Raw genomic sequence first — 20293 nt, 5'->3', positions numbered from 1 at the left:
CCGGCGTGACCGTCGATCGTGAGCGCGTGCGCGCGCTCGTGCACGAGCTGCTGGGGGCGATCGGGGAGGACCCCGATCGCCCCGGCCTGCGTCAGACGCCCCAGCGCGTCGCCGACGCCTACGCCGAGTTCTTCGCGGGCGTGGGAGAGGATGCCGCAGCCCCGCTCGCGCACACCATCTCGGTGTCGTCCGGGCCTGCGCCCGACACGGTGCCCTCCGGCGCCGTGATGCTGCGCGACATCCGCTTCCGCAGCATGTGCGAGCACCACCTCCTGCCGTTCACGGGGCACGCGCACATCGCATACCTGCCCGGGGAGCAGGTGGTCGGGCTCGGCGCACTGCCGAAGGTCGTCGGCATCCTGGCCTCCCGTCCGCAGGTGCAGGAGCGCCTGGGCGAGCAGATCGCGGACACGATCATGGGGTCGCTCGACTGCCGGGGCGTGCTCGTCGTGCTCGACGCCACGCACCAATGCGTCACCACCCGCGGCGAGCAGCAGGCCGATGCATCCACCGTGACGATCGCCGCGCGCGGGGACCTGGCGGAGCCCGCGGCCCGCGCCGAGCTCATCGCCCTCATCGGAGCGGGACCCGGCCGTTGAGCGAGCACGCTCCGCACGCCGTCCGGTCCATACGGCCCGGTGTCCAGGTGATGGGGATCCTCAACGTGACCCCTGACTCGTTCAGCGACGGCGGACGCTACCTCGATCATGAATCGGCCATCGGCCACGGCCGCAAGCTCCTGGCCGACGGCGCGGACATCCTCGACGTCGGCGGAGAGTCGACGCGCCCCGGCGCGCAGCGCGTCTCGCCGGAGGTCGAGCGCGAGCGCGTCATCCCCGTGATCGAAGCCCTCGCACAGTGGGGCGCGGTCGTGAGCATCGACACGATGAACGCCTCCACGGCGCTCGCGGCGATCACCGCCGGCGCCCGCATCGTCAACGATGTCTCCGGCGGCCTCGCCGACCCCGAGATGCTGCCCGCGGTCGCCGGTACGGACGCCGAGATCGCGCTCGGCCACTGGCGCGGGCCGTCGGTCGACATGTACGCGCACGCGCAGTACGCGGACATCATCGCCGAGGTCGTCGCGGAGCTCACTCGCCGCATGACGGATGCCGCCGCGGCCGGCATCCCGGAGGAGCGGATGATCGTGGATCCCGGCATCGGATTCGGCAAGCGGGGCGGGCAGAATTGGGACGTGCTCCGACGCCTTCCCGACCTGTCCCGGCTCGGCCCGCGCCTGCTCGTGGGCACGAGCCGCAAGCGATTCCTCACCGACGCCCTGGCCGAGGTGTCCGAAACCGATCCGACCACCGAGCGTCGCGACCTCGCGACCGCTGTCACGAGCGTCCTCGCAGCTCAGTCCGGCGCCTGGGCCGTCCGTGTGCACGATGTCGCCGCGACCCGCGACGCCCTGCGCATCGCTCAGCTGTGGGCGGGGGAGGGACGATGAGCTCGGGGGCACACGCGCCCGGAGGCTCCGCGGATCGCGCCAGCGATACGTGGAGTGGGCGTGGGGACGACGAGATCACCCTGACCGGGGTGCGGGCGACCGGACACCACGGCGTATACGAGCACGAGCGCCGGGAGGGCCAGGAGTTCGTCGTGGATGCGACGCTCTTCCTCGACACCGGCCGCGCCGGCGAGACCGATCAGGTCACCGACACCGTGCACTACGGCGAGGTCGCGGAGCGGATCGTGGCGATCGTCGAGGGCGAACCCGTCAACCTCCTCGAGAGGCTCGCGCAGCTGCTCGCCGACGCGCTGCTGTCGGAGCCGCTCGTCCACCGTGTGCGGGTGACCGTGCACAAGCCGCAGGCGCCCATCACGGTCCCGTTCTCCGACGTCTCGGTCACGATCGAACGGAGCGCCGCGTGAGTGGTGGCTTCCGCTGGCCGGATCGCCGGCTGGCCGACGGCTTCGACGGCGACGTTCCGCCGTCGAACCGGGAGCCGGTGACCGCAGTCGTGGCGCTCGGCGCGAACCTGGGCGACCGCGAGGCCACGCTCGCCGCGGCGGTGCAGGAGCTGCGCCGCATGCCGCTCACCGACGAGGTCGTGGCATCCACCCCGATCGAGTCGGTCGCCATCACACCGACCGGTGCGGACGAGTCGGCCCCGCCCTACCTCAATGCGGTCGCTCTGGTCGCGACGCGCCTCGCGCCCACGGTGCTGCTGTCCTACCTGCAGACGATCGAGGCGCGACACGGGCGCGACCGCGCCAGGGAGGGCCGCTGGGGCTCGCGCACACTCGACCTCGACCTCATCGCGTACGGCGACGTCATCAGTGACGACCCCGACCTGACACTGCCGCACCCGCGAGCCGCCGAGCGGGACTTCGTGCTCGAGCCGTGGGTGGCGGTGGATCCGGATGCGGTGCTCCCCGGATCCGGCCGCGTCGACGCTCTGCTCGCCCGCCGCGCCGCGGAGCCCCCGGCGCCGGGCGAACCGGCGGCGGGCGAGCAGCCGAGGGGAGCCGGAGCATGAGGCGGACGGGAGCCGCTCCGCTCATCATCGCCGTCGTCGTCGGGATCGGCGCCGGGTTCCTGACCGACCAGATCCTGAGCTCCGCCGGCCGGGCGACCTTCACGCCGACGATCACGCTGCCGATCCTGCTGATCCTGCTCGGAGCGGTCGACATCGTGCTCGCGGTCCCCATCCGGCGCGCCACGCGCGGCCTGTCGAAGGCCCGGGTCAATCCGTTCCGCGCACTGCGGATCGCGATGCTCGCCAAGGCCTCGAGCATCGTCGGCGCGGCTGTCGGCGGATTCGCGGTGGGGCTCCTGCTCTTCCTGTCGAGCCGTCCGGTGACGCCGTCGGTAGGCTCGTGGGGCGTCATCATCGCGACGGCTGCGTGCGGCGGCATCCTGCTCGTTGCCGGCCTGGTGGCGGAGCACCTCTGCACTATCCGGAAGGACGGCGACGACGATGAGCACCCCGGAGCCCACGACACCGAGCCTCCCGCCCACTGGCACTGAGCCGGCGGTCCCGGGTGCGGCGTCGCCGGTCGTCCACACCGGTCCGGATGCCGCCGCGTCCGTGCTCGATCGTGACACGTTCCGCCGCGTGCTCGAGCCGCGCTCGGCGTCCCGTCTCCCGCTCGGCGACGGCGTGTGGCACCAGCTCGCGCGTTCCTACATGTGGGTGCGGCTCATCACGCTCGGCGGGTTGTTCGCCGTCATCGCGGTCGCCGCGATCCTCCTCGGTGCCCTGGCGGGCTGGACGTGGGTGTGGATCCCCGCCGGCATCGCCCTTCTCGTCGTCGCGATCATGATCGCGGTCGCGCCGCGGCAGGTGCGCGCGTTCGGCTATCAGCTGCGTCAGGATGACCTGGTCTTCCGCCGCGGCATCCTGTGGCAGCGCTCGGTCGCCGTGCCGTACGGACGGATGCAGCTCGTCGATATCGAGCACGGTCCGCTCGACCGCGGCTTCGGCATCGCCCGGCTCAAGCTCGTGACCGCGGCAGCATCCACCGGCGTGGAGCTTCCCGGCCTGACGCAGGAGGCGGCGGAGGAGCTGCGCGACACGCTCATCCGCGTGGCGGAGTCCCGCCGGACCGGTCTGTGATGACCCGCCAGCCGGTTCCCCACACTCCGCTGAGCGACGGCGAGTGGCACCGCATGCACCCGCTCACGCCGCTCTTCCGCGGGGGACTGGTGCTCGTCGTGGTCGCCGGTCTGGTCATCTCGAACCTGCGCGATCGACTCATCGCGCTCTTCCTTCCCGTGGTGGCGCCCGACGTGCCCACCGAGGAGGCGCCCGGCGATCCCGTGGACTTCGTGCTGCGCCACAATCTCGTGCTCCTCGCCCTGACCGCGGTGCTCGTCGTCGTGATGGTGCTCATCGGACTGTTCTACGTGTCGTGGCGGTTCCACACGTTCCGCATCACGGGCGACCACGTCGAGGAGCGCCACGGCGTGCTCTTCCGCAGTCACCGCCGGGCACCGCTGGACCGCGTACAGGGTGTGAACCTCACCCGGCCGATGTTCGCGCGCCTGTGCGGCATGGCGAAGCTGGAGGTGGTCGGGGCGGGATCCGACGCCAACGTCAAGCTCGAGTACCTCTCCACGGCGAACGCCGAGGCCGTGCGCGCCGACATCCTGCGCCTCGCCTCGGGGCTGCGGCTCGCGAAGTCCGAGGCGAAGGCCGCGGCCGCCGGTGAGCCGGCGCACACGCTCGCCTCCACCGCGGCGGCGACGGTCTCCGCGGCGCTGGACGGCCTGGTGTGGGGCCCGGAGGCCGCGGTGGCGGAGCCCGCATCCGTCGTGTCGATCCCGGTGGGGCGGCTCGTGGCATCCCATCTGCTGAGCCGCTCGACGCTCATCCTCCTCGTCCTGCTCGGCTTCATCGTGTGGGGCGCGAGCGTGGGCACGCCGTGGCTGCTCGTCAGCTTCATCCCGGCGCTGATCGGCTTCGGGACCTACTGGGTGCGCCGCATCACGCGCGCGCTGCGCTACTCGATCGCGCCGACGCCGGACGGCGTGCGCATCACGTTCGGCCTCTTCACGACGATCACCGAGATCCTGCCGCCGGGACGGGTGCACGCCGTGCAGATCACCCAGCCGCTGCTGTGGCGCCCGGCGGGCTGGTGGCGCATCACGATCAACCGCCTGTCGGGTCACCGCGCGGGCAGTGACAGCCGCGCCGAGGAGGAGGCCACCCGCGTCCTGCCCGTCGGCACCCGTGCCGATGTCGAGCGCGTGCTGCGCCTGCTGCTGCCCGGCCTCCCCGAGGACGAGTGGCCGCTGGTCTTCGCCCACGGAATCCTCGGCGCGGACGACGACGCGTACACGACGACGCCGCGCCGCGCGCGGCTGCTGCACCTCCTGTCGTGGCGTCGCAACGGGTTCCTCTTGACGCCGGATGCGCTGTTCCTGCGCCGCGGGCTGCTCCACCGCCGGCTCGCGATCTTCCCGCTCGCCCGCACCCAGAGCATCGGCGTCGCGCAGGGGCCGATCGCCCGCGCGTTCCGGGTCGCATCCCTGCACGTGCACACGGTGGCCGGCCGGGTCTCCGGGCATCTCACCGGGATCGACCGGGATGCGGCGCTGGCAGCGTTCGCGGATGTCGAGGCCGCCGCGGTGGCAGCCGCATCCACCGATCGCAGCCACCGCTGGGCAGGCACGACCGGTGATGTCGCCGGAGCCGCGGTATGAAGCGCGACGGACGCCTCGGTGTCGGCATCATCGGCGCCGGCCGCGTGGGTCCCGTGATCGGGGCCGCCCTCGCCGGCGCGGGTCACGCGATCACCGGTATCACGACCGGCTCGCACGACGAGCGGGCCGGCGCCGTGCTCCCGGGTGCGGCTGTGCTCGATGCGCTGGAGATCGTACGGCGCAGCGAGCTCGTCGTCATCGCCGTGCCGCACGACGAGCTGCCGGGACTCGTGTCGGGACTCGCGGAGCTCGAGGCGTGGCAGCTCGGGCAGCTCGTGATGCACACCGACCCGGCCCACGGCTTGGACGTGCTCGGGCCCGCCGCCCGGCGGGGGGCGATCCCGCTGGCGGTGCATCCGGCGATCGCGTTCACGGGCACCTCGATGGATCTGCGGATGCTCCGCGACGCCTACGCCGCCGTCACCGCGCCCGGTCCGGTCCTGCCGATCGCGCAGGCGCTCGCGGTGGAGATGGGGTGCGAGCCCATCGTGGTGGCGGATGCCGACCGGCCCGCGTACGCGGAGGCCATTGCGACGGCGACCACCTTCTCGCGCTCGATCGTGCGCCAGGCCGCAGGCCTCCTGCGGCAGGCCGGGGTCGCACAGCCGGGCTCCTACCTGTCGACCCTCGTGCACGCCACGGTCGATCTCGCCCTCCGCGACGCGGATCCGCTCTCCGAGGTCGACCGGATCGAGCCCGACGAGCTGGACGGCTGAGGTCCGCGGGGCCGCTACGCTCCAAAGATGATCACGACCGTCGATGCGCTGCGCGCCCGGCTGGACACCATCCGTTCGGCGGCTCCCGGTGTGCGCGTCGCGCACATCACGACGCTGGGATCGCTGCACGACGGGCACATCGACCTGGTGCACCGCGCGAAGGAGCTGGCGGACGTCGTCGCGGTGACGGTCTTCGCGAACCCGCTCCGGTTCCGCAACGCTGCTGAGCTCGAGGCTTATCCGCGCACTCCGGACGACGACGAGCGCCTGCTCGAGTCGCTCGGTGTCGATGTCGTGTTCGGTCCGGATGCGGCCGAGCTCCTGCCGCGCGGAGCCGATACGACAAAGGTCTCGGCGGGAGATCTGGGCCTGCGGTACGAGGGGAGTGCCCGGGCGACCTACTTCGATGCTCTTCTCACGATCGAGGCGATGCTGCTGAACATCGTCAAGCCGGACGTGGCGGTGTACGGGGAGCGCGACCGCCAGCGTGTCTTCCTGGTGCGCCGGATGGTGCGGGACCTCTTCCTCGACGTCGAGATCGAGGCCATCCCGACCGTGCGTGAAGACGACGGCGTGCCGATCTCGACGCGTCTCGCCCTCCTCGACGAGGCGGACCGCGCGGCCGCACGCAAGCTGACGGAGGCGCTCGACGCCGCGGCCGCGAACGCCGATCGTGGCGTCGACGCCTGCATCGCCGCCGCACAGTCGACGCTCATGGGCGAGCCGCGGGTGCGCCTGGAGTACCTCAGCATCGTCGACCCCGACACGTTCCTTCCCGCCGACGAGAACCGCACGGGCCCGGCGCTCGCGCTGATCGCGGGCACGATCGGCGGTCACCGCTTCGTCGACAACACGCCCGTCCTGCTCGGGTGAGCCGTCGACGCTCGCGCGGCGCTGAGGCCCAGCAACTGCGGAGGAGCGCGCCGATAAACTGGGCGACGACTTTCCCGAGGAGCCTGCTGACATGACCGATACGACAGCGTCCGCCGACGCCGTGCCCGCCGAGCCGACGGAAGAGGATGTCTTCGAGCAGAAGGCCGTGCGCCTCGCCAAGCGCGAGCGACTGATCGCCGAGCGGACGGATGCCGCGGGCGGCGCGTACCCCGTCAGCGTGGGCGTGACCGACACGATCCCCGCGCTGCGCGAGCGGTTCGCCGACCTCGAGGCCGGGGCGCAGACCGGCGTCACGGCGGCCGTCGCCGGCCGCATCGTGTTCAGCCGGAACACCGGCAAGCTGTGCTTCGCCTCCCTCCAGTCCGGCGATGGCCAGCGCATCCAGGCGATGGTCTCGCTCGCCGCCGTCGGCGAGGAGTCGCTGCAGGCCTGGAAGGAGCTCGTCGACCTCGGCGACCACGTGTTCGTGCGCGGCGAGGTGATCTCCAGCCGCCGCGGCGAGCTGTCGATCATGGTGTCCGACTGGGCGATCGCCGCCAAGGCGCTGCTCCCCCTGCCGAACATGTACACCGAGCTCAACGAGGAGAGCCGGGTCCGCAGCCGCTTCCTCGACCTCATCGTGCGCGACCAGGCCCGCCAGACGGTGCGCGCCCGCGCGAAGGTCAACGCGAGCCTGCGCCGCACGTTCGAGGCGCACGACTTCGTCGAGGTGGAGACGCCGATGCTGCAGACGCAGCCGGGCGGCGCATCCGCTCGCCCGTTCGTCACGCAGTCGAACGCGTTCGACACCGAGCTGTACATGCGCATCGCTCCGGAACTCTTCCTCAAGCGCGCCGTCGTCGGCGGCATCGACCGCGTGTTCGAGATCAACCGGAACTTCCGCAACGAGGGGGCCGACTCGACCCACAGCCCCGAGTTCGCGATGCTTGAGGCCTACCAGGCGTACAGCGACTACAACGGGATCGCCGACCTCACGCAGGAGCTCATCCAGAACGCCGCGATCGCCGTCACCGGCTCGACCACCGTCACGTGGGCCGACGGCACGATGTACGACCTCGGCGGCGATTGGGACCGCATCTCGATGTACGGCTCGCTGTCCGCGGCGGCGGGCCGTGAGGTCACGCCCCAGACCTCGGTCGAGGAGCTCGCGGCGCTCGGCGCCGCCAACGGCGTCGACGCGCCGCCCCACGCCACCCACGGCAAGTGGGTCGAGGAGCTGTGGGAGCACTTCGTCAAGGGCGGTCTCACGCGTCCGACGTTCGTCATGGACTTCCCCGTCGACACGAGCCCGCTCGTGCGCGACCACCGATCCATCGCCGGCGTCGTCGAGAAGTGGGACCTGTACGTCCGCGGCTTCGAGCTCGCGACCGGGTACTCGGAGCTCGTGGATCCCGTCATCCAGCGCGAGCGCTTCGAAGAGCAGGCCAAGCTCGCCGCGCGCGGCGACGACGAGGCGATGCGAATCGACCAGGACTTCCTGCGCGCCCTCGAGCACGGCATGCCGCCCTCGGGCGGTATGGGCATGGGCATCGACCGGCTCATGATGGCCATCACGGGGCTCGGGATCCGCGAGACGATCCTCTTCCCGCTCGTCAAGTAGCAGCGATACGGTGGCCTTCAACCGACCGGGCATCAGGGCGAGCCGGGTCGGGTGTCGCTGAGATGACGGGGGACCACGTGGGTGGTAATCGCGGTGCCACCAGGGTTTCACGACTGGCCGGAATCGACACGTTACGAGGACTTGCCGCAGCGGCCGTCTTCGTCTGCCACAGCGCGCAGTACTGGTCCTTTCTGGCGATCCCGCACGTGCTGTCGCGCGTCATGTCCTGGGGAGCTCAAGGCGTCGATGTCTTCATCGTGATCTCGGGCTTCTGTCTGATGATGCCCGTCGTGTTCTCGCACGGGCGCCTGAACACCGGCCAGTTCTACGGACGCCGGGCGTGGCGCATCCTTCCGGCGTACTGGGTCGCCCTCGCCATCGCGAGCGTGCTCGCAGTCCTCCCGGCAACGTGGGCGCTGGTCGTCGCCGCGCCCGCAACGTTCGCAGACGTCTTGATTCACGTCGTCGGCATGCAGACATGGGTACCCAGCACGCTGGGCACCATCAACGGCTCGCTGTGGAGCGTCTCGCTCGAGATCCAGCTCTACATCGTCTTTCCGCTGCTCATCCTCCTCTGGCGGCGCCTCGGCATCTGGTGGCTGCTGGTGATTGCACTCGCTCTCGCGGTGGTTTGGGGTCTGCTCGGAGGAGTGGATGCGCTCAGCGCCTACGTCGGCGACCCGCACGCTCTCCCGGCGCGCCTGATCCAATTCACGATGGGAATGGGATGCGCGGTCTGGGTGACGCGCGGGCGTCCTCCGCGCGCTCGTACGAGCGCCTTGGCCGCCGCCTTGTTCGGTGCGCTTGCGGCGGCCGCTCTCACGTTCCATGCCTTCGGCGCCGTGCAGCTCGTCCTCTGGGGCGCGTGCGGAGCATCTCTCGTGATGTTGATCAGTGTTCGGGGCCAGAGTGGACACGTGGTGACGCAGCTCGAGGCCTTCGGAGCGCGTTCCTACAGCTTCTATCTCCTCCATCAGCCCGCGCTGCTCTTGTTCGCTCCGATCGTGGCACTGATCCCCGGGCGATGGATCGCACCGCTCATCCTGGGCGGGCTCGTCTGCTTCGCAGTCACCACGCTCGCGGCGATGGTGCTGTTCAGGTATGTCGAACTCCCCAGTCACCGGGCCGGGCGGCGGCGCTTCCCGAATGTCACTCCGCGGGTCAGCCCGACCGAAGCCGTCGAGTCGTGAGAGAAGGCTGCACCTCGCGTCAGAGATCGAGGTGCGCCGGACGGTCTCTCGCCGCCGGGCGACGGGATGCGTCCGGATCGAAGGCCCATTCCGGCAGGTGCGTGTTCATCACGAAGGTGAGCACGATCTCCGCGAGTCCGTGCTCCTGCTCGATCTCGAGCGCCTGACGGCTGTACACCTCTGCGTGCGTGGAGCTGCCCAGCGCCCACGACAGCCAGGCGCAGACGGCGAGCGCTCCCGGTCGGTCGTGTCGCGGAGCGACGGCGGCGAGCCGGCGCACGAGATCCAGCGCCGCCCGCAGGCGCTCGCCCGACGGTCGTCGCCCCTCGCCCCACATGCGGCACGCGAGGTCGGTCGGGTAGTCCTCGCCGTCCTCCCACTCGAGCTGGGCGTCGAGAGCCCGGTCGCCCGCCGCGAGGTCGTCGCACCACTGGATGAGGGCGACGTCCCGGAGCGTCGGCCGCGAGAGGCAGTAGATCATGGTCGCCGCATCGAACGCGTCGAGGGATGCCGCATCCCAGTCCAGAGCCGTCTCGAACAGCAGCGGGATGTCGTTGAGCGCGCAGACGGCGGTGAGAGCGGCGGGATCGATGCGCCCGTCGGCGTCGTCGGGCCGGTCGGTGACCAGGCGGACGGCCTGGGCGAGGCTCTTCAGGGCCCGCGCGACGCGTTCGCGTTCGGCGAGGTCGGATGCCGGCAGCTGCGCGCCGGCGGATTGATCGGGATTCGGCGCGGCGTCCGGGTCCCTGCCCAGGTCCGAGAGCGGCCGCCCGCGCTCCGGGCAATCGGCGTCGAGGTACGACCCCCAGGCATCGGACGCGACGCACAGCGCGTCGACGACCCGGAGCCCGCACGCATCGGCCCGCGACAGCAGGGCGGCGGCGAGCGCGGCCTGCGGTGCGCCGGCGGCGTAGCTCTCGTCGGTGCAGACGACGATCGTGAAGGCGTCCGCCCGCGACACCTTGCACACCATGCCGATGCACGTGGCGGCGATGCGGTCCACCTCGCTGCGCCCGGCGTCGCCGGCATGCGCGCCGTGCGGCAGGTCGAACCGCATCGCGCCGAGGCTGCGTCCCCGTTCGAAGGGGACGAGCACGAGGCTCTCGCGCGGAGTGAAGCCGAGCATGTCGGGGACGAGGGTGAGGAAGTGCGCGGGGCTGTGTGCGCGGACGATCGTGGTCATGGGCTCGAGCCTGACGGCGATGGATGCGCCGGAACGAGCGGTGCGACCTGCCGTGGGTGTCGATCGTGTGAAGGCCCGACGTGGAGGAAACGCCGGATGAGCCGGGCGTACCATGGATCGCATGAACTACTGGGAAGCCATCGTGTGGTCGATCGCGCCGACCCTCATCGTGAGCGCCCTGTTCTTCTTCGTGATCCGCTCGGCCGTCCGCGCAGACCGCACCGAGCGCAAGGTCTACGCCAAGATCGAGGCCGAGGAGCGCGCCAAGCGGGGCATGCCCGCGGCATCCGAGCGCTGATCTGCGGATGCAGACTCCCTGACCACGCCCGCGCGGGGCGCCCCCACTACGCTGGAGGAACTGTCCAGGGGAGGCGCGGGTGCTGACGATCACGTTCTCGGCGACGTGGTGGCTCGTGCTCGTCTTCATCTTCGACATGGTGGTCCGCATCGCGGCGATCATCGTCGTCCCGCGCAATCGTCGCCCCGGATCGGCCACCGCGTGGCTGCTGGCGATCTACTTCATCCCGCTGATCGGCGTCCTGTTGTTCCTGCTGATCGGCAATCCGCGCCTGCCCCGCAAGCGCCGCCGCAAGCAGCGCGCGATCAACGACTACATCCGCGAGACGAGCGAGCAGCTCGCCTTCGGCACGCTGCGCCCGAACGCGCCGGAGTGGTTCACCTCGCTCGTGACGCTGAACCGCAACCTCGGCGCCATGCCGATCACGGGCGACAACTCCGCGCACCTCATCTCCGAGTACCAGGAGAGCCTCGATGCGATGGCCGCGGAGATCGATCGGGCGCAGTCCTTCGTGCACTGCGAGTTCTACATCCTGCAGGCCGATGAATCGACCGAAGGGTTCTTCAGCGCCCTCGAGCGCGCGGCGGCACGCGGCGTGCGGGTGCGGGTGCTGCTCGACCACTGGGCGAACCGCGGCAAGCCGTACTACAAGCGCACACTCAAGCGGTTGACGGCGATGGGCGCCGAGTGGCATCTGATGCTGCCCGTGCAGCCCTTCAAGGGCCGTTATCAGCGGCCCGACCTGCGCAACCACCGCAAGCTGCTGGTCGTCGACGGACTCGTCGCCTTCATGGGCTCGCAGAACGTGACCGACTCCACGTACAACCTGCGGAAGAACATCAAGCGCGGCCTGCACTGGGTCGACCTCATGGCGCGCATGGAGGGCCCGGTCGTGGCATCCATCGATGCGGTCTTCCTGAGTGACTGGTACAGCGAGACCGACGAGGTCATCGAGACCGAGCGCGACCTGTTCTCGGTCTCGACGGGACCCGGCGACCTCGACTGCCAGATCGTGCCGTCCGGCCCGGGGTTCGATTTCGAGAACAACCTCCGACTGTTCCTCGGCCTCATGCACTCCGCGCAGCGCAAGGTCATCGTCGTCAGCCCGTACTTCGTCCCGGACGAGGCACTGCTGCTCGCGATCACGACGGCATGCCACCGCGGCCTGCAGGTCGAGCTCTTCGTGTCGGAGGAGGGCGACCAGGCGATCGTCTACCACGCGCAGCGCTCCTACTACGAGGTCCTGCTGCGCGCGGGCGTGAAGATCTGGATGTACAAGAAGCCGTACATCCTGCACTCGAAGTCCATGTCGATCGACGACGAGATCGCGATCTTCGGCTCCAGCAACATGGACATGCGCTCGTTCGGTCTGAACATGGAGATCTCGATGCTCGTGCGCGGCACCGAGTTCGTCGAGGAGCTGCGCGGCGTCGAGGACAAGTACCGGCGCGTCAGCCGCGAACTGACGCTGGACGAATGGACGCAGCAGCCCCTGCGATCGACCGTGCTCGACAACCTCGCCCGCCTGACGTCGGCGCTGCAGTGAGGCCCGACGTTAGGCTTGCCCGGTGAGCGATCCGACAGACGGGGCGGTGGTCACGGTGCCGCTCGGCGTCCGGGTCACGCTCGCACGTCCGGCGATCCAGCTGATCGCAGAGGAGGCGCGTGCAGACATCCTCCACATCAAGGGAGACGCCGTCGATCCGCGCCTACGCCCCGTCACGGCGCCGGGCACAGACGTCGATGCGATCGTACGACCCTCGCACGTCTCGCGTCTCGATGCGGCTCTTCGCGCGCACGGGTGGACGGTGTACAGCAGCTTCGCCTTCGGGTCCCCGTTCGGGCACGCCCAGACGTACCTCCACGAGATCTGGGGATACTTCGATCTGCACCGCCTGTTTCCCGGCATACGGCTGGAGCCTTCCGCGGCCTTCGATCTGATGTGGGCCGACCGGCATCCGATACGTCTCGCCGCCGGCGTCGGCAGCGCGCCGTCGATCGAGGACCAGGCCGCGCTGCTCGTGCTGAACTCGGCGCGCAGCGCTGCGCCTGCCGCCGACCCGCTGCGAACATGGGTCGATGCGCCGGGCCTCGACCGTTCGGCGGTCGAAGCGCGCATCGACCTGCTGCGCGCACGAGTCGCTTTCGCGGCGGCGACGGGAGACCTGGACTCCTACCGCGGCGCCCCGGACTACGCGTTGTGGCGCGCCATCACCCGTGGCGGATCCCGAGGCGCGGAGTGGTGGGGGCGCATCCGTGCGGCGGACAGTGTGTCGTCGGCGGTGATGATCGCCGCACGCGCGCCGCTCGTCAACGTCGAACGCCTGCAGCATGAGCTGGGACGACGTCCGACGCGGCGCGAGATCATGCGTGCCTTCTTCGCGCGACCGGCGCGCGCGCTGCGGGAACTGGCATCCAGGTCGACGAGCCGGTCGTGATCAGCTATCGCGTTCCTGATCGCGTCGGCGTCGTGCGAGCAGGTGATGACATCTACCTGGCGCGGCTGCCGGACGGCCCGATCCTCCGCCTCAGCGGGACGGCCGCCATCATCTGGACGACGTCGGTCGACGGGGCAGAGGGGCCGCCTGCGGATCGTGTCGCCGCCGCAGTCGGCGTGCCCACCGCGCAGATCGCGGAGGACGTCGACCGATTCCTCGCATCTCTGATCGATCAGGGCCTCCTGACATCCCAGGCCCAGGAGCGATACTAGAGAGTCACGCATCGGCTGAGGGGAGCGCGACGATGCAGATGAGCGTCCTGCGCGAGCGCCTTCTCGCCTGGTGGGCCGGCGCCTGGCGCTGGGTGCTCATGGCGGCCGGCGCGGCGATCGCCGTCTACGTCCTGCTCGGGCAGCACAGCCAGCAGGGCCTCGTGACGGCTGCCGCTCTCGCCGGCCTGGTCATCGCAGCCGCTCTGACTCCCCGCATCCCGCTCGCGATCGCCCTGATGGCAATGCCCGCTCTGTTCGTCTCGTCGCGCGCCGGCATGGGCGGGACCGACCTGTCGGTGTCGGATGTCGCGCTCGCCGCGGCCTTCGGCACCGCCATCCTGCTCGGGCAACGACCCTTCAGCCGCCCGGTTCGCCAGATTCTCTGGCTCAACCTCGTGTATCAGTTCGCGACTCTGCTCACGGTCATCGTCAACCCGTATCTCGCGAACACCGTCGAGTGGTTCCATGCATGGCTGCTGATCTCCGGAGCGCTGATCGTCGGATGGTCGCTGGGTCGCGCCGGCTACGCCAGACTCGCGCTGCTGCTCATGGTCGGGGCTGCATCCGTGATCTCCCTGGGCACGATCGTCACCGGCGTCGTCCAATACGCCCACGGCGATTTCGGCCCTGTCTATCCCCTGTGGCCGTTCGGCATGCAGAAGAACTTCGCCGGAACCGTGATGGCGTTCGCCGCCGTGATCGCCTACGCCAACCCGGGGTGGATGTCGTGGTCGATCACCTGGGCTCGGGCGAGCTTCTGGTTGCTGTGCGTCGGAATCGTTCTCACCCAATCACGACAAGCGCTCGTCGGTCTGATCGTCGCGATCCTCGTCGTCGCCCTGCGCAAGGGGTCGGGGGGTGTCAAGCACTCGCGGTTCGTGCTCCTGCTGCTCATTCCGGGCGCCTGGCTCATCCTGCTGATGGTCCTCGACCAGATCAGCTCCGACAACGTCTTCAACTCGGCCCACCAGCGTCTCGAGTGGATGCGCGCGATGTATGCGTACTGGAAGCTGGCGCCGATCTTCGGGCACGGGCTGCGATTCTGGTACCAGGGCGGGTGGGCCGATTACCAGCCACCGCAAGGCGAGATCGAGGTCCTGGTGTCGACGGGCATCCTCGGCCTCGTCGCGTTCCTCGTGATGTGCGTGGGCATGATGGTGGTGCTGTGGAAGGTCGACCCGCTCTACGGAACGCTCGCGTTCGCCGTGGTGCTGAGCCGACTCGTCCAGGCCCAGTTCGACCTGTTCTGGGTCGCGGGCCAGGTGTCGATCCCGGTCGTGATCGCCGGCATCTGCCTCGGCATGCAGGCGCATGCCGCTGCTCGAGGGCCACTGGAACGGCGACACGCCGCGGCTCGCGCCGTCACTCCTTGATGAGGATCCCTGCATCCAGCATCGCGGCCACCTGACTCGCGATCGCGGCATCGACGTCCACATCGGGTGGAGGCGGAACCTCCCGCCGAACGGCGGCGCTCAAGGAGGCGAGTGTTCGGCCATCCGCAGCCCGCCACAGCGCAGGCCCGAGCCCGTCGAGCAGATACACGTGCACCCCCCGGTGCACCGCCACACGATCCTCGATCCAGAGCGCCTCAGACCAGGAGCCGCGTCGGTAGAGGCTCGGGCCTTCGCGGTCGGGATTGCCGGATGCGTCCGCCGCCGCGTAGGGAGCGAGGTCGAGGTCATCCGGCGCGACGGTCTCGACGCCGTCGACGGGAGGTTGCTGCGTAGCGAGGATCTGAGGCACGAGCTCGGACAGGGAGGACGCATCACTGTAGTGGACGCGCCGCACCCCGCCGGTCGCCTGGATCAGGTCGACGAGATCGCCGAGCGGGTGGGGCAGCGAGACGAGCGAGCTCGACTCGGGTGCGATCCGCAGGATCGCCTCCGCGAGTTCCACGGTCTCCACGCTCGCGTTCGCATGCGGGCGGCGGTCGAGGAGCGCGAGCGCCGCCAACCTCAGCGGAACGGAGGGAACCGGGAGCATGCCGAGGCGCTCCGGGCCGATCGACTGCTTGGGCGGCTGGCCCGTCAGGATCGAGAGGGGCTTCGGGTACGGGATGACGGAGAGGTCGGGGAGGATCGCCAGCGTTTCGTCGGTGATGTATCCGAACGTCTGGGCCAGCGCTCGCGACGCCGTCGTCTTGCCGCGGCCGCTCGGGCCGATGAACCCGATCACGCGTCCATCCGGAAGAGCGATCGCGGCGGCATGGAGGAGGATGGCGCGACCATGCAGATGGGCGATTCCCAGGAGCGTGACCGCCGCAGAGAGGGATTCGGCCACCTCCTCGACGGTGCGACCCGCGACGACCTTCGTCGCGCCCCCGGCACGCGCAGACGGCGGTGCGCCGAGAGCGACCAGCACCGTCGCGTCCGCGCAGTGCGTCGCATCCACGCGAAGAGATGCCCACGGATCGGTCAGATAGGCGATGTCCTCGATGCTCAGCGTCTCTTCGAATTCGATGCGTATGATCGAGTCGAGCACACGTATCGTGAGCGCGGCAGGCATACCGGGAAGCCTAACGGGTACGATGCCAGGGGCTGGGGGGTTTGGATGGAGCTGCGTGACTACGCGCGCGGCCTGCGTCGCCATTGGTTGGCGATCCTGATGATGGTGCTGGTCGGCGTCGGTGTCGCATTCGGCTGGGCGAAGCTGCAGACTCCCGTCTACGAGGCGGACGCCAACGGACTCATCAAGGCCAACCTGACCGCAGACCAGCAGACGCTCACCGGCGCCGGCGACACTCTGGCCCAGTCGAAGGTCGCGTCGTATCTCGACATGGCCACCTGGCGCGACGTCGCACAGTACGTCATCCGGGATCTGAAGCTCGACACGACTCCCGACCAGCTCGTCAACCGCGTCGCGGTGTCCAATCCGCAGGGCACCGCCATCCTGAAGATCGTCGCTCAGGGCTCCAGTCCGACGGGTGCGCGTGCACTCGCGGAATCATGGATCCGCGGGATGGCGGCCACGATCGACAAGTTCTACGGCAATGGCACGGCAGGATCCGCGCCGGTCAACATCCAGCCCGGCGACTCCGCCTCGCTGCCCACCACCCCTCTGTTCCCGGACGTGCGCACCGCCCTGCTGGTGGGTGGAGTGATCGGACTGGGCTTCGGCGTCGCGTTCGCGCTGATGCGGACGGCGTCGGATCGACGCGTGCGCGCGGCGGACGAAGTCGAGAAGAAGACGGACGTCGCCGTCGTCGGGACGATTCCGCTGCTCAGGCAGGTGGACAGCGAAATGCGCCTCTTCGATCCAGAGGCGAGCCGGGACGGCCCCGGATTCGCCGTCGCGGAAGCCGTTCGGACTCTTCGCACGAACCTGCAGTTCATGGATGTCGACAACCCTCCACGCACGATCGTCGTGACGAGCCCGCTCCCCGGCGACGGCAAATCGACGATCGCCTGCAATCTCGCGCTGACGCTCGCCGCGAACGGGGCGCAGGTGACCCTCGTGGATGGGGATCTGCGTCGCTCCAAGGTCGCGCAGACCATGGGCGTCGTCGCCAGCGCAGGGCTCAGCGACGTACTCGCCGGCCGCGCGGAGGTTGCGGACGTCATGCAGCGCTCGCCTCAATCGCCGAACCTCCACGTGCTCGCCGCGGGCGGCGCGCCGCCGAATCCGAGCGAGGTGCTCGGTTCGGCACGGATGAAGGCACTGCTGCGCGACCTCGCACAGCACTCGACGGTGATCATCGACGCGCCGCCTCTGATCCCGGTCACGGATGGCGCAGTGCTGACGCACCAGGCCGATGGCGCGCTGCTCGTCGTCAGTGTCGGCAAGACGACCTACGATCTCGTCGAGAAGGCGCTCGACACGCTTCGGAAGGCACGCGGGCGCGCCCTGGGCATCGTCCTCAACAAGGTGCCGTTGAAGGGTGTGGATGCCTCCCCGTACTCGTACGAGTACCGCCGTCAGTACGGATCGTCGACGCCCCCGACCCCGGCGCCCGAGTCGCCCTCGGCCGACGCAGCGGAACCTCTCATCAGGCTCGGGCAACGCATCGCTCCCACGCAGCCTGCGCAGAAGACTCCGGTCCCCGCCGCGGAAGCGGAAGAAGAAGCGCAGCCTCCCGTCGATGGACCACCTGTCGACGCCGACGCTCCGGTCACGGTGCCGGCGACCGGGAGCGGTGACGCTGCGGATGATGCGGAAGACGCATCCGACTACGACGATGAGGCCATGAGCGCGTTCGACGACTCCCTGCGCGCGTTCGACGCACTGCTGAACCCTGACGCCTCAGCGGCTGCGCCGACATCTGGCGACCCTACGCCCCGCCGTCATCGGGCCCGACGAGGCTGAGGTGACCGGCGAGCTGAAGGCCCGCGCCGTCTCGTTCTACCTGCCGCAGTTCTTCCCGATTCCGGAGAACGACGCGTGGTGGGGGCCCGGGTTCACCGAATGGACCAATGCCGCCAAGGCGCGGCCGCTGTTCCGCGGGCATGTCCAGCCGACGCTCCCCGCGGACCTCGGCTTCTACGACCTGCGGGTGCCGGAGACGCGTCAGGCGCAGAGCGACCTGGCCAGAGAATATGGCATCGAGGCCTTCGCGTACTGGCACTACTGGTTCGGCGAAGGCGACCGCATCCTGGATCGTCCTTTCCGCGAGGTGCTCGAGAGCGGCTCGCCGGAGGTGTCGTTCTGCCTCGCCTGGGCGAACCAGTCGTGGACGGGCGTCTGGCACGCCGCAGGCGACAAGGTGCTCAAACACCAGCGCTATCCGGGTCCCGAGGACGACCAGCGGCATTTCGACGCGATCCTGGCCGCATTCCGGGATGCGCGGTACCTGCGCGTCGACGGAAGGCCCGTGTTCTACGTCTTCCGGCCGGAGGAGCTTCCGGATCCCGCAGCCTTCGTCGACCGGTGGCAGGCGATGGCCCGTGCGGCCGGCCTGGAGGGCCTGTACCTGGTCGCCGAGGCGAGCGACCTGCTCGGCCGAGGCTCGCGCTACAGCACCGCGGCGGCCGACGGGTTCGACGCATCCGTCTACATGCGGCTTCCCGTCGATGTGAATCCGTCGACGACTTTGCGGATGCGTCTTCGCCGCAAGCTGCGCGGCGGACCCGAGGTGTGGCCGTACTCGGACTCGATCGTCGACACGTTCCCGCGCGATGCCCGGGTGCAGCCGTGCGTGTATCCGAACTGGGACAACACACCGCGTTCGGGAAAGCGCGGTCTCGCCGTGACCGGCGCCACACCCGCGCTCTTCCAGCGGAACGTCGAGGCTGCCGTCGCACTGCTCGCCGACCGTCCGGCGCAGGAGCGTCTGCTCTGGGTGAAGTCGTGGAACGAGTGGGCCGAGGGCAATCATCTGGAGCCCGACCTCCGGCACGGACACGGCTGGTTGAGCGCCCTGAGAGCGGGCCTGACCGCATGAACCGGGATGCCGCATCCGCTCCGCTCCGGATCGCGATGATCTCGTACTACCTGCCCAGCGAGAGCAAGATCGGGGTGGGCTATCAAGTGCACGAGCTCGCCGACGAGCTCGCCCGGCGAGGCCATCACGTGGATGTCTTCAGTCCCTGCGCGCCGGTGGAAGGAGCCTTGTACGGCCACGTCCACCTGCCGATGACGGGGAGCCTGCGCACGTTCCGGTTCGCCTTCGTCATGCGACGTCAGGACCTCTCGTCCTACGACGTCCTGCACGCGCACGGGGAGGACTACTGGATGTGGCGCCGGCGCGTCCCGATGCACGTGCGCACGCTGCACGGCTCCTGCTTCGAGGAGGCCATCCACATCCGGGGCCTCGGCCAGAAGCTGCGCATGATCATGCTCGGCTTCACTGAGGTGCTGGCATCCATCGTCGCGGACCGGACGGTGCTGATCTCACCGCAGACACGCCGTTGGACGCCCTGGGTGCGCACGGTGATCCCGAACGGGGTGGATGCTGCGCGCTTCGCGCCCGACGGCACCCCGCGCTCGAGCCGGCCCACGATCCTGTTCGTGGGAACCTGGCGCCAGCGCAAGCGCGGATCGGAGCTGGCACGAATCTTCTCGGAGGAGGTGCGGCCTCGTGTTCCCGACGCGCGCCTGCGGATGGTGACCCAGGATGCGCCGTCCACTCTTCCTGAGGGAGTGGAGGCGCTGGGTCGCCTTTCGGACGCCGAGCTCGCGCACGAGTACCGCACCGCGTGGGTGTTCTGCCTCCCGTCGAGCTACGAGGGCTTCGGCATCCCCTATGCCGAGGCGATGACTGCCGGCGTGCCTGTGGTCGCGACGCCGAACGTCGGCGCCCGGTACGTCACGGATCGCGGCCGCTACGGCGTCGTCGCGGAGCTCGATGAGCTGGGCGGGGAGCTCAGAGCGCTCCTGACGGATGCGGCGTGGCGCGAGCGCCTGTCGACGGCTTCGCTGGAGCGGGCGAAGGAGTTCGACCTGCGATCGGTCGCCGACCGCTACGAACATGTGTACCGCGGGGGTGACGACGTCGATGAGTTCGGGCAGCGGTGACGGCTTGTCGCCGGCTCCGAACACCGGCGCGCGGAGTCTGTACATCAGCATTCCGTGGGCCTCACCGTTCGAAGGAGTCGAAGGTGTCGTCCCGCGCGGT

Annotated in this window: 21 protein-coding genes; 19 read left to right on the top strand and 2 right to left on the bottom strand. The window is 69.8% G+C overall.

Going from position 1 to position 20293, the window contains the following annotated elements; all coding sequences use genetic code 11:
• Positions 1–5: 5 nt before the first annotated feature.
• The 11 genes from folE (at position 6) to SM116_RS00335 (ending at position 9552) form a co-directional block, all read left to right on the top strand.
• Positions 6–599 (top strand): GTP cyclohydrolase I, encoded by a 594-nt coding sequence (gene folE / locus SM116_RS00385; RefSeq protein ID WP_320942493.1) that lies wholly within the window; start codon positions 6–8, stop codon positions 597–599.
• Between the two features lie 50 nt (positions 600–649).
• Positions 650–1450 (top strand): dihydropteroate synthase, encoded by an 801-nt coding sequence (folP, locus tag SM116_RS00380; protein WP_320944212.1) that lies wholly within the window; start codon positions 650–652, stop codon positions 1448–1450.
• Positions 1447–1875 (top strand): dihydroneopterin aldolase, encoded by a 429-nt coding sequence (folB, locus tag SM116_RS00375; RefSeq protein WP_320942492.1) that lies wholly within the window; start codon positions 1447–1449, stop codon positions 1873–1875. Before folP ends, folB begins: the two co-directional genes overlap by 4 nt.
• The gene (folK, locus tag SM116_RS00370; protein ID WP_425563217.1) at positions 1872–2483 is read left to right on the top strand and encodes a 2-amino-4-hydroxy-6-hydroxymethyldihydropteridine diphosphokinase; all 612 of its coding nucleotides are present in this window, start codon (positions 1872–1874) and stop codon (positions 2481–2483) included. Before folB ends, folK begins: the two co-directional genes overlap by 4 nt.
• Positions 2480–2974, top strand: a complete 495-nt coding sequence (locus SM116_RS00365) for a DUF3180 domain-containing protein (RefSeq protein WP_320942491.1) — start codon at positions 2480–2482, stop codon at positions 2972–2974. Before folK ends, SM116_RS00365 begins: the two co-directional genes overlap by 4 nt.
• Positions 2925–3563, top strand: coding sequence for a PH domain-containing protein (locus tag SM116_RS00360; protein WP_320942490.1), 639 nt, complete (start codon positions 2925–2927; stop codon positions 3561–3563). The genes SM116_RS00365 and SM116_RS00360 overlap by 50 nt, the downstream gene beginning before the upstream one ends.
• Positions 3563–5152: a PH domain-containing protein gene (locus tag SM116_RS00355; RefSeq protein WP_320942489.1), complete on the top strand. Its 1590-nt coding sequence runs from the start codon at positions 3563–3565 to the stop codon at positions 5150–5152. The genes SM116_RS00360 and SM116_RS00355 overlap by 1 nt, the downstream gene beginning before the upstream one ends.
• Complete coding sequence (locus tag SM116_RS00350) at positions 5149–5868, top strand: DUF2520 domain-containing protein (protein WP_320942488.1); 720 nt, start codon at positions 5149–5151, stop codon at positions 5866–5868. The genes SM116_RS00355 and SM116_RS00350 overlap by 4 nt, the downstream gene beginning before the upstream one ends.
• 27 nt (positions 5869–5895) lie before the next feature.
• On the top strand, positions 5896–6741 hold the full coding sequence (locus tag SM116_RS00345) for a 4-phosphopantoate--beta-alanine ligase (RefSeq protein WP_320942487.1): 846 nt from the start codon (positions 5896–5898) through the stop codon (positions 6739–6741).
• Positions 6742–6832: 91 nt separating this feature from the next.
• Positions 6833–8362 (top strand): lysine--tRNA ligase, encoded by a 1530-nt coding sequence (gene lysS / locus SM116_RS00340; protein WP_320942486.1) that lies wholly within the window; start codon positions 6833–6835, stop codon positions 8360–8362.
• Between the two features lie 77 nt (positions 8363–8439).
• Complete coding sequence (locus SM116_RS00335) at positions 8440–9552, top strand: acyltransferase family protein (RefSeq protein ID WP_320942485.1); 1113 nt, start codon at positions 8440–8442, stop codon at positions 9550–9552.
• Between the two features lie 19 nt (positions 9553–9571).
• Here SM116_RS00335 and SM116_RS00330 read toward each other — a convergent pair whose 3' ends face one another.
• The gene (locus SM116_RS00330) at positions 9572–10735 is read right to left on the bottom strand and encodes a DUF4192 family protein (RefSeq protein ID WP_320942484.1); all 1164 of its coding nucleotides are present in this window, start codon (positions 10733–10735) and stop codon (positions 9572–9574) included.
• A gap of 121 nt (positions 10736–10856) precedes the next feature.
• Between SM116_RS00330 and SM116_RS00325 the strand changes: the two genes are divergently transcribed.
• From SM116_RS00325 to SM116_RS00305, 5 genes are all read left to right on the top strand, one after another.
• Entirely contained in the window at positions 10857–11033 is a 177-nt protein-coding gene (locus tag SM116_RS00325; RefSeq protein WP_320942483.1) for a hypothetical protein, read from the top strand.
• 88 nt (positions 11034–11121) lie between these two features.
• Positions 11122–12579, top strand: a complete 1458-nt coding sequence (gene cls, locus SM116_RS00320; protein ID WP_425563237.1) for a cardiolipin synthase — start codon at positions 11122–11124, stop codon at positions 12577–12579.
• Between the two features lie 22 nt (positions 12580–12601).
• Positions 12602–13471: a nucleotidyltransferase family protein gene (locus tag SM116_RS00315; protein ID WP_320942481.1), complete on the top strand. Its 870-nt coding sequence runs from the start codon at positions 12602–12604 to the stop codon at positions 13469–13471.
• Positions 13468–13743, top strand: coding sequence for a PqqD family protein (locus SM116_RS00310; RefSeq protein ID WP_320942480.1), 276 nt, complete (start codon positions 13468–13470; stop codon positions 13741–13743). Before SM116_RS00315 ends, SM116_RS00310 begins: the two co-directional genes overlap by 4 nt.
• Before the next feature lie 32 nt (positions 13744–13775).
• Positions 13776–15116, top strand: coding sequence for an O-antigen ligase family protein (locus tag SM116_RS00305; RefSeq protein WP_320942479.1), 1341 nt, complete (start codon positions 13776–13778; stop codon positions 15114–15116).
• Here the strand turns inward: SM116_RS00305 and SM116_RS00300 are convergent.
• A complete protein-coding gene (locus SM116_RS00300; RefSeq protein WP_320942478.1) occupies positions 15106–16248 on the bottom strand; it encodes a hypothetical protein in 1143 nt (380 codons plus the stop codon). The two genes, SM116_RS00305 and SM116_RS00300, sit on opposite strands and share 11 nt — an antisense overlap.
• A 45-nt stretch (positions 16249–16293) precedes the next feature.
• Between SM116_RS00300 and SM116_RS00295 the strand changes: the two genes are divergently transcribed.
• The 3 genes from SM116_RS00295 to SM116_RS00285 are packed head-to-tail and all read left to right on the top strand — an operon-like array spanning position 16294 to position 20193.
• Positions 16294–18045, top strand: a complete 1752-nt coding sequence (locus SM116_RS00295) for a tyrosine-protein kinase domain-containing protein (RefSeq protein ID WP_320942477.1) — start codon at positions 16294–16296, stop codon at positions 18043–18045.
• 1 nt (position 18046) lies between these two features.
• Positions 18047–19120, top strand: a complete 1074-nt coding sequence (locus tag SM116_RS00290) for a glycosyltransferase WbsX family protein (protein WP_320942476.1) — start codon at positions 18047–18049, stop codon at positions 19118–19120.
• Entirely contained in the window at positions 19117–20193 is a 1077-nt protein-coding gene (locus tag SM116_RS00285) for a glycosyltransferase family 4 protein (protein WP_320942475.1), read from the top strand. The genes SM116_RS00290 and SM116_RS00285 overlap by 4 nt, the downstream gene beginning before the upstream one ends.
• The last annotated feature ends 100 nt before the right edge of the window (positions 20194–20293 follow it).

This window comes from Microbacterium rhizosphaerae, assembly GCF_034120055.1.
Lineage (GTDB): Bacteria > Actinomycetota > Actinomycetes > Actinomycetales > Microbacteriaceae > Microbacterium > Microbacterium rhizosphaerae.
Note: the sequence above shows the minus strand (reverse complement) of the source record. Positions and strands in the feature narration are given on the sequence as shown.

Bases quoted from the DNA above. Each gene is read 5' to 3' on its own strand.
- SM116_RS00355 (WP_320942489.1), top strand. From the start codon at position 3,563: ATGACCCGCCAGCCGGTTCCCCACACTCCGCTGAGCGACGGCGAGTGG.
- SM116_RS00285 (WP_320942475.1), top strand. From the start codon at position 19,117: ATGAACCGGGATGCCGCATCCGCTCCGCTCCGGATCGCGATGATCTCG.
- SM116_RS00345 (WP_320942487.1), top strand. From the start codon at position 5,896: ATGATCACGACCGTCGATGCGCTGCGCGCCCGGCTGGACACCATCCGT.
- SM116_RS00305 (WP_320942479.1), top strand. From the start codon at position 13,776: ATGCAGATGAGCGTCCTGCGCGAGCGCCTTCTCGCCTGGTGGGCCGGC.
- SM116_RS00360 (WP_320942490.1), top strand. From the start codon at position 2,925: ATGAGCACCCCGGAGCCCACGACACCGAGCCTCCCGCCCACTGGCACT.
- SM116_RS00295 (WP_320942477.1), top strand. From the start codon at position 16,294: ATGGAGCTGCGTGACTACGCGCGCGGCCTGCGTCGCCATTGGTTGGCG.
- folB (WP_320942492.1), top strand. From the start codon at position 1,447: ATGAGCTCGGGGGCACACGCGCCCGGAGGCTCCGCGGATCGCGCCAGC.
- lysS (WP_320942486.1), top strand. From the start codon at position 6,833: ATGACCGATACGACAGCGTCCGCCGACGCCGTGCCCGCCGAGCCGACG.
- folP (WP_320944212.1), top strand. From the start codon at position 650: ATGGGGATCCTCAACGTGACCCCTGACTCGTTCAGCGACGGCGGACGC.
- SM116_RS00325 (WP_320942483.1), top strand. From the start codon at position 10,857: ATGAACTACTGGGAAGCCATCGTGTGGTCGATCGCGCCGACCCTCATC.
- SM116_RS00350 (WP_320942488.1), top strand. From the start codon at position 5,149: ATGAAGCGCGACGGACGCCTCGGTGTCGGCATCATCGGCGCCGGCCGC.
- SM116_RS00365 (WP_320942491.1), top strand. From the start codon at position 2,480: ATGAGGCGGACGGGAGCCGCTCCGCTCATCATCGCCGTCGTCGTCGGG.
- SM116_RS00300 (WP_320942478.1), bottom strand. From the start codon at position 16,248: ATGCCTGCCGCGCTCACGATACGTGTGCTCGACTCGATCATACGCATC.
- SM116_RS00330 (WP_320942484.1), bottom strand. From the start codon at position 10,735: ATGACCACGATCGTCCGCGCACACAGCCCCGCGCACTTCCTCACCCTC.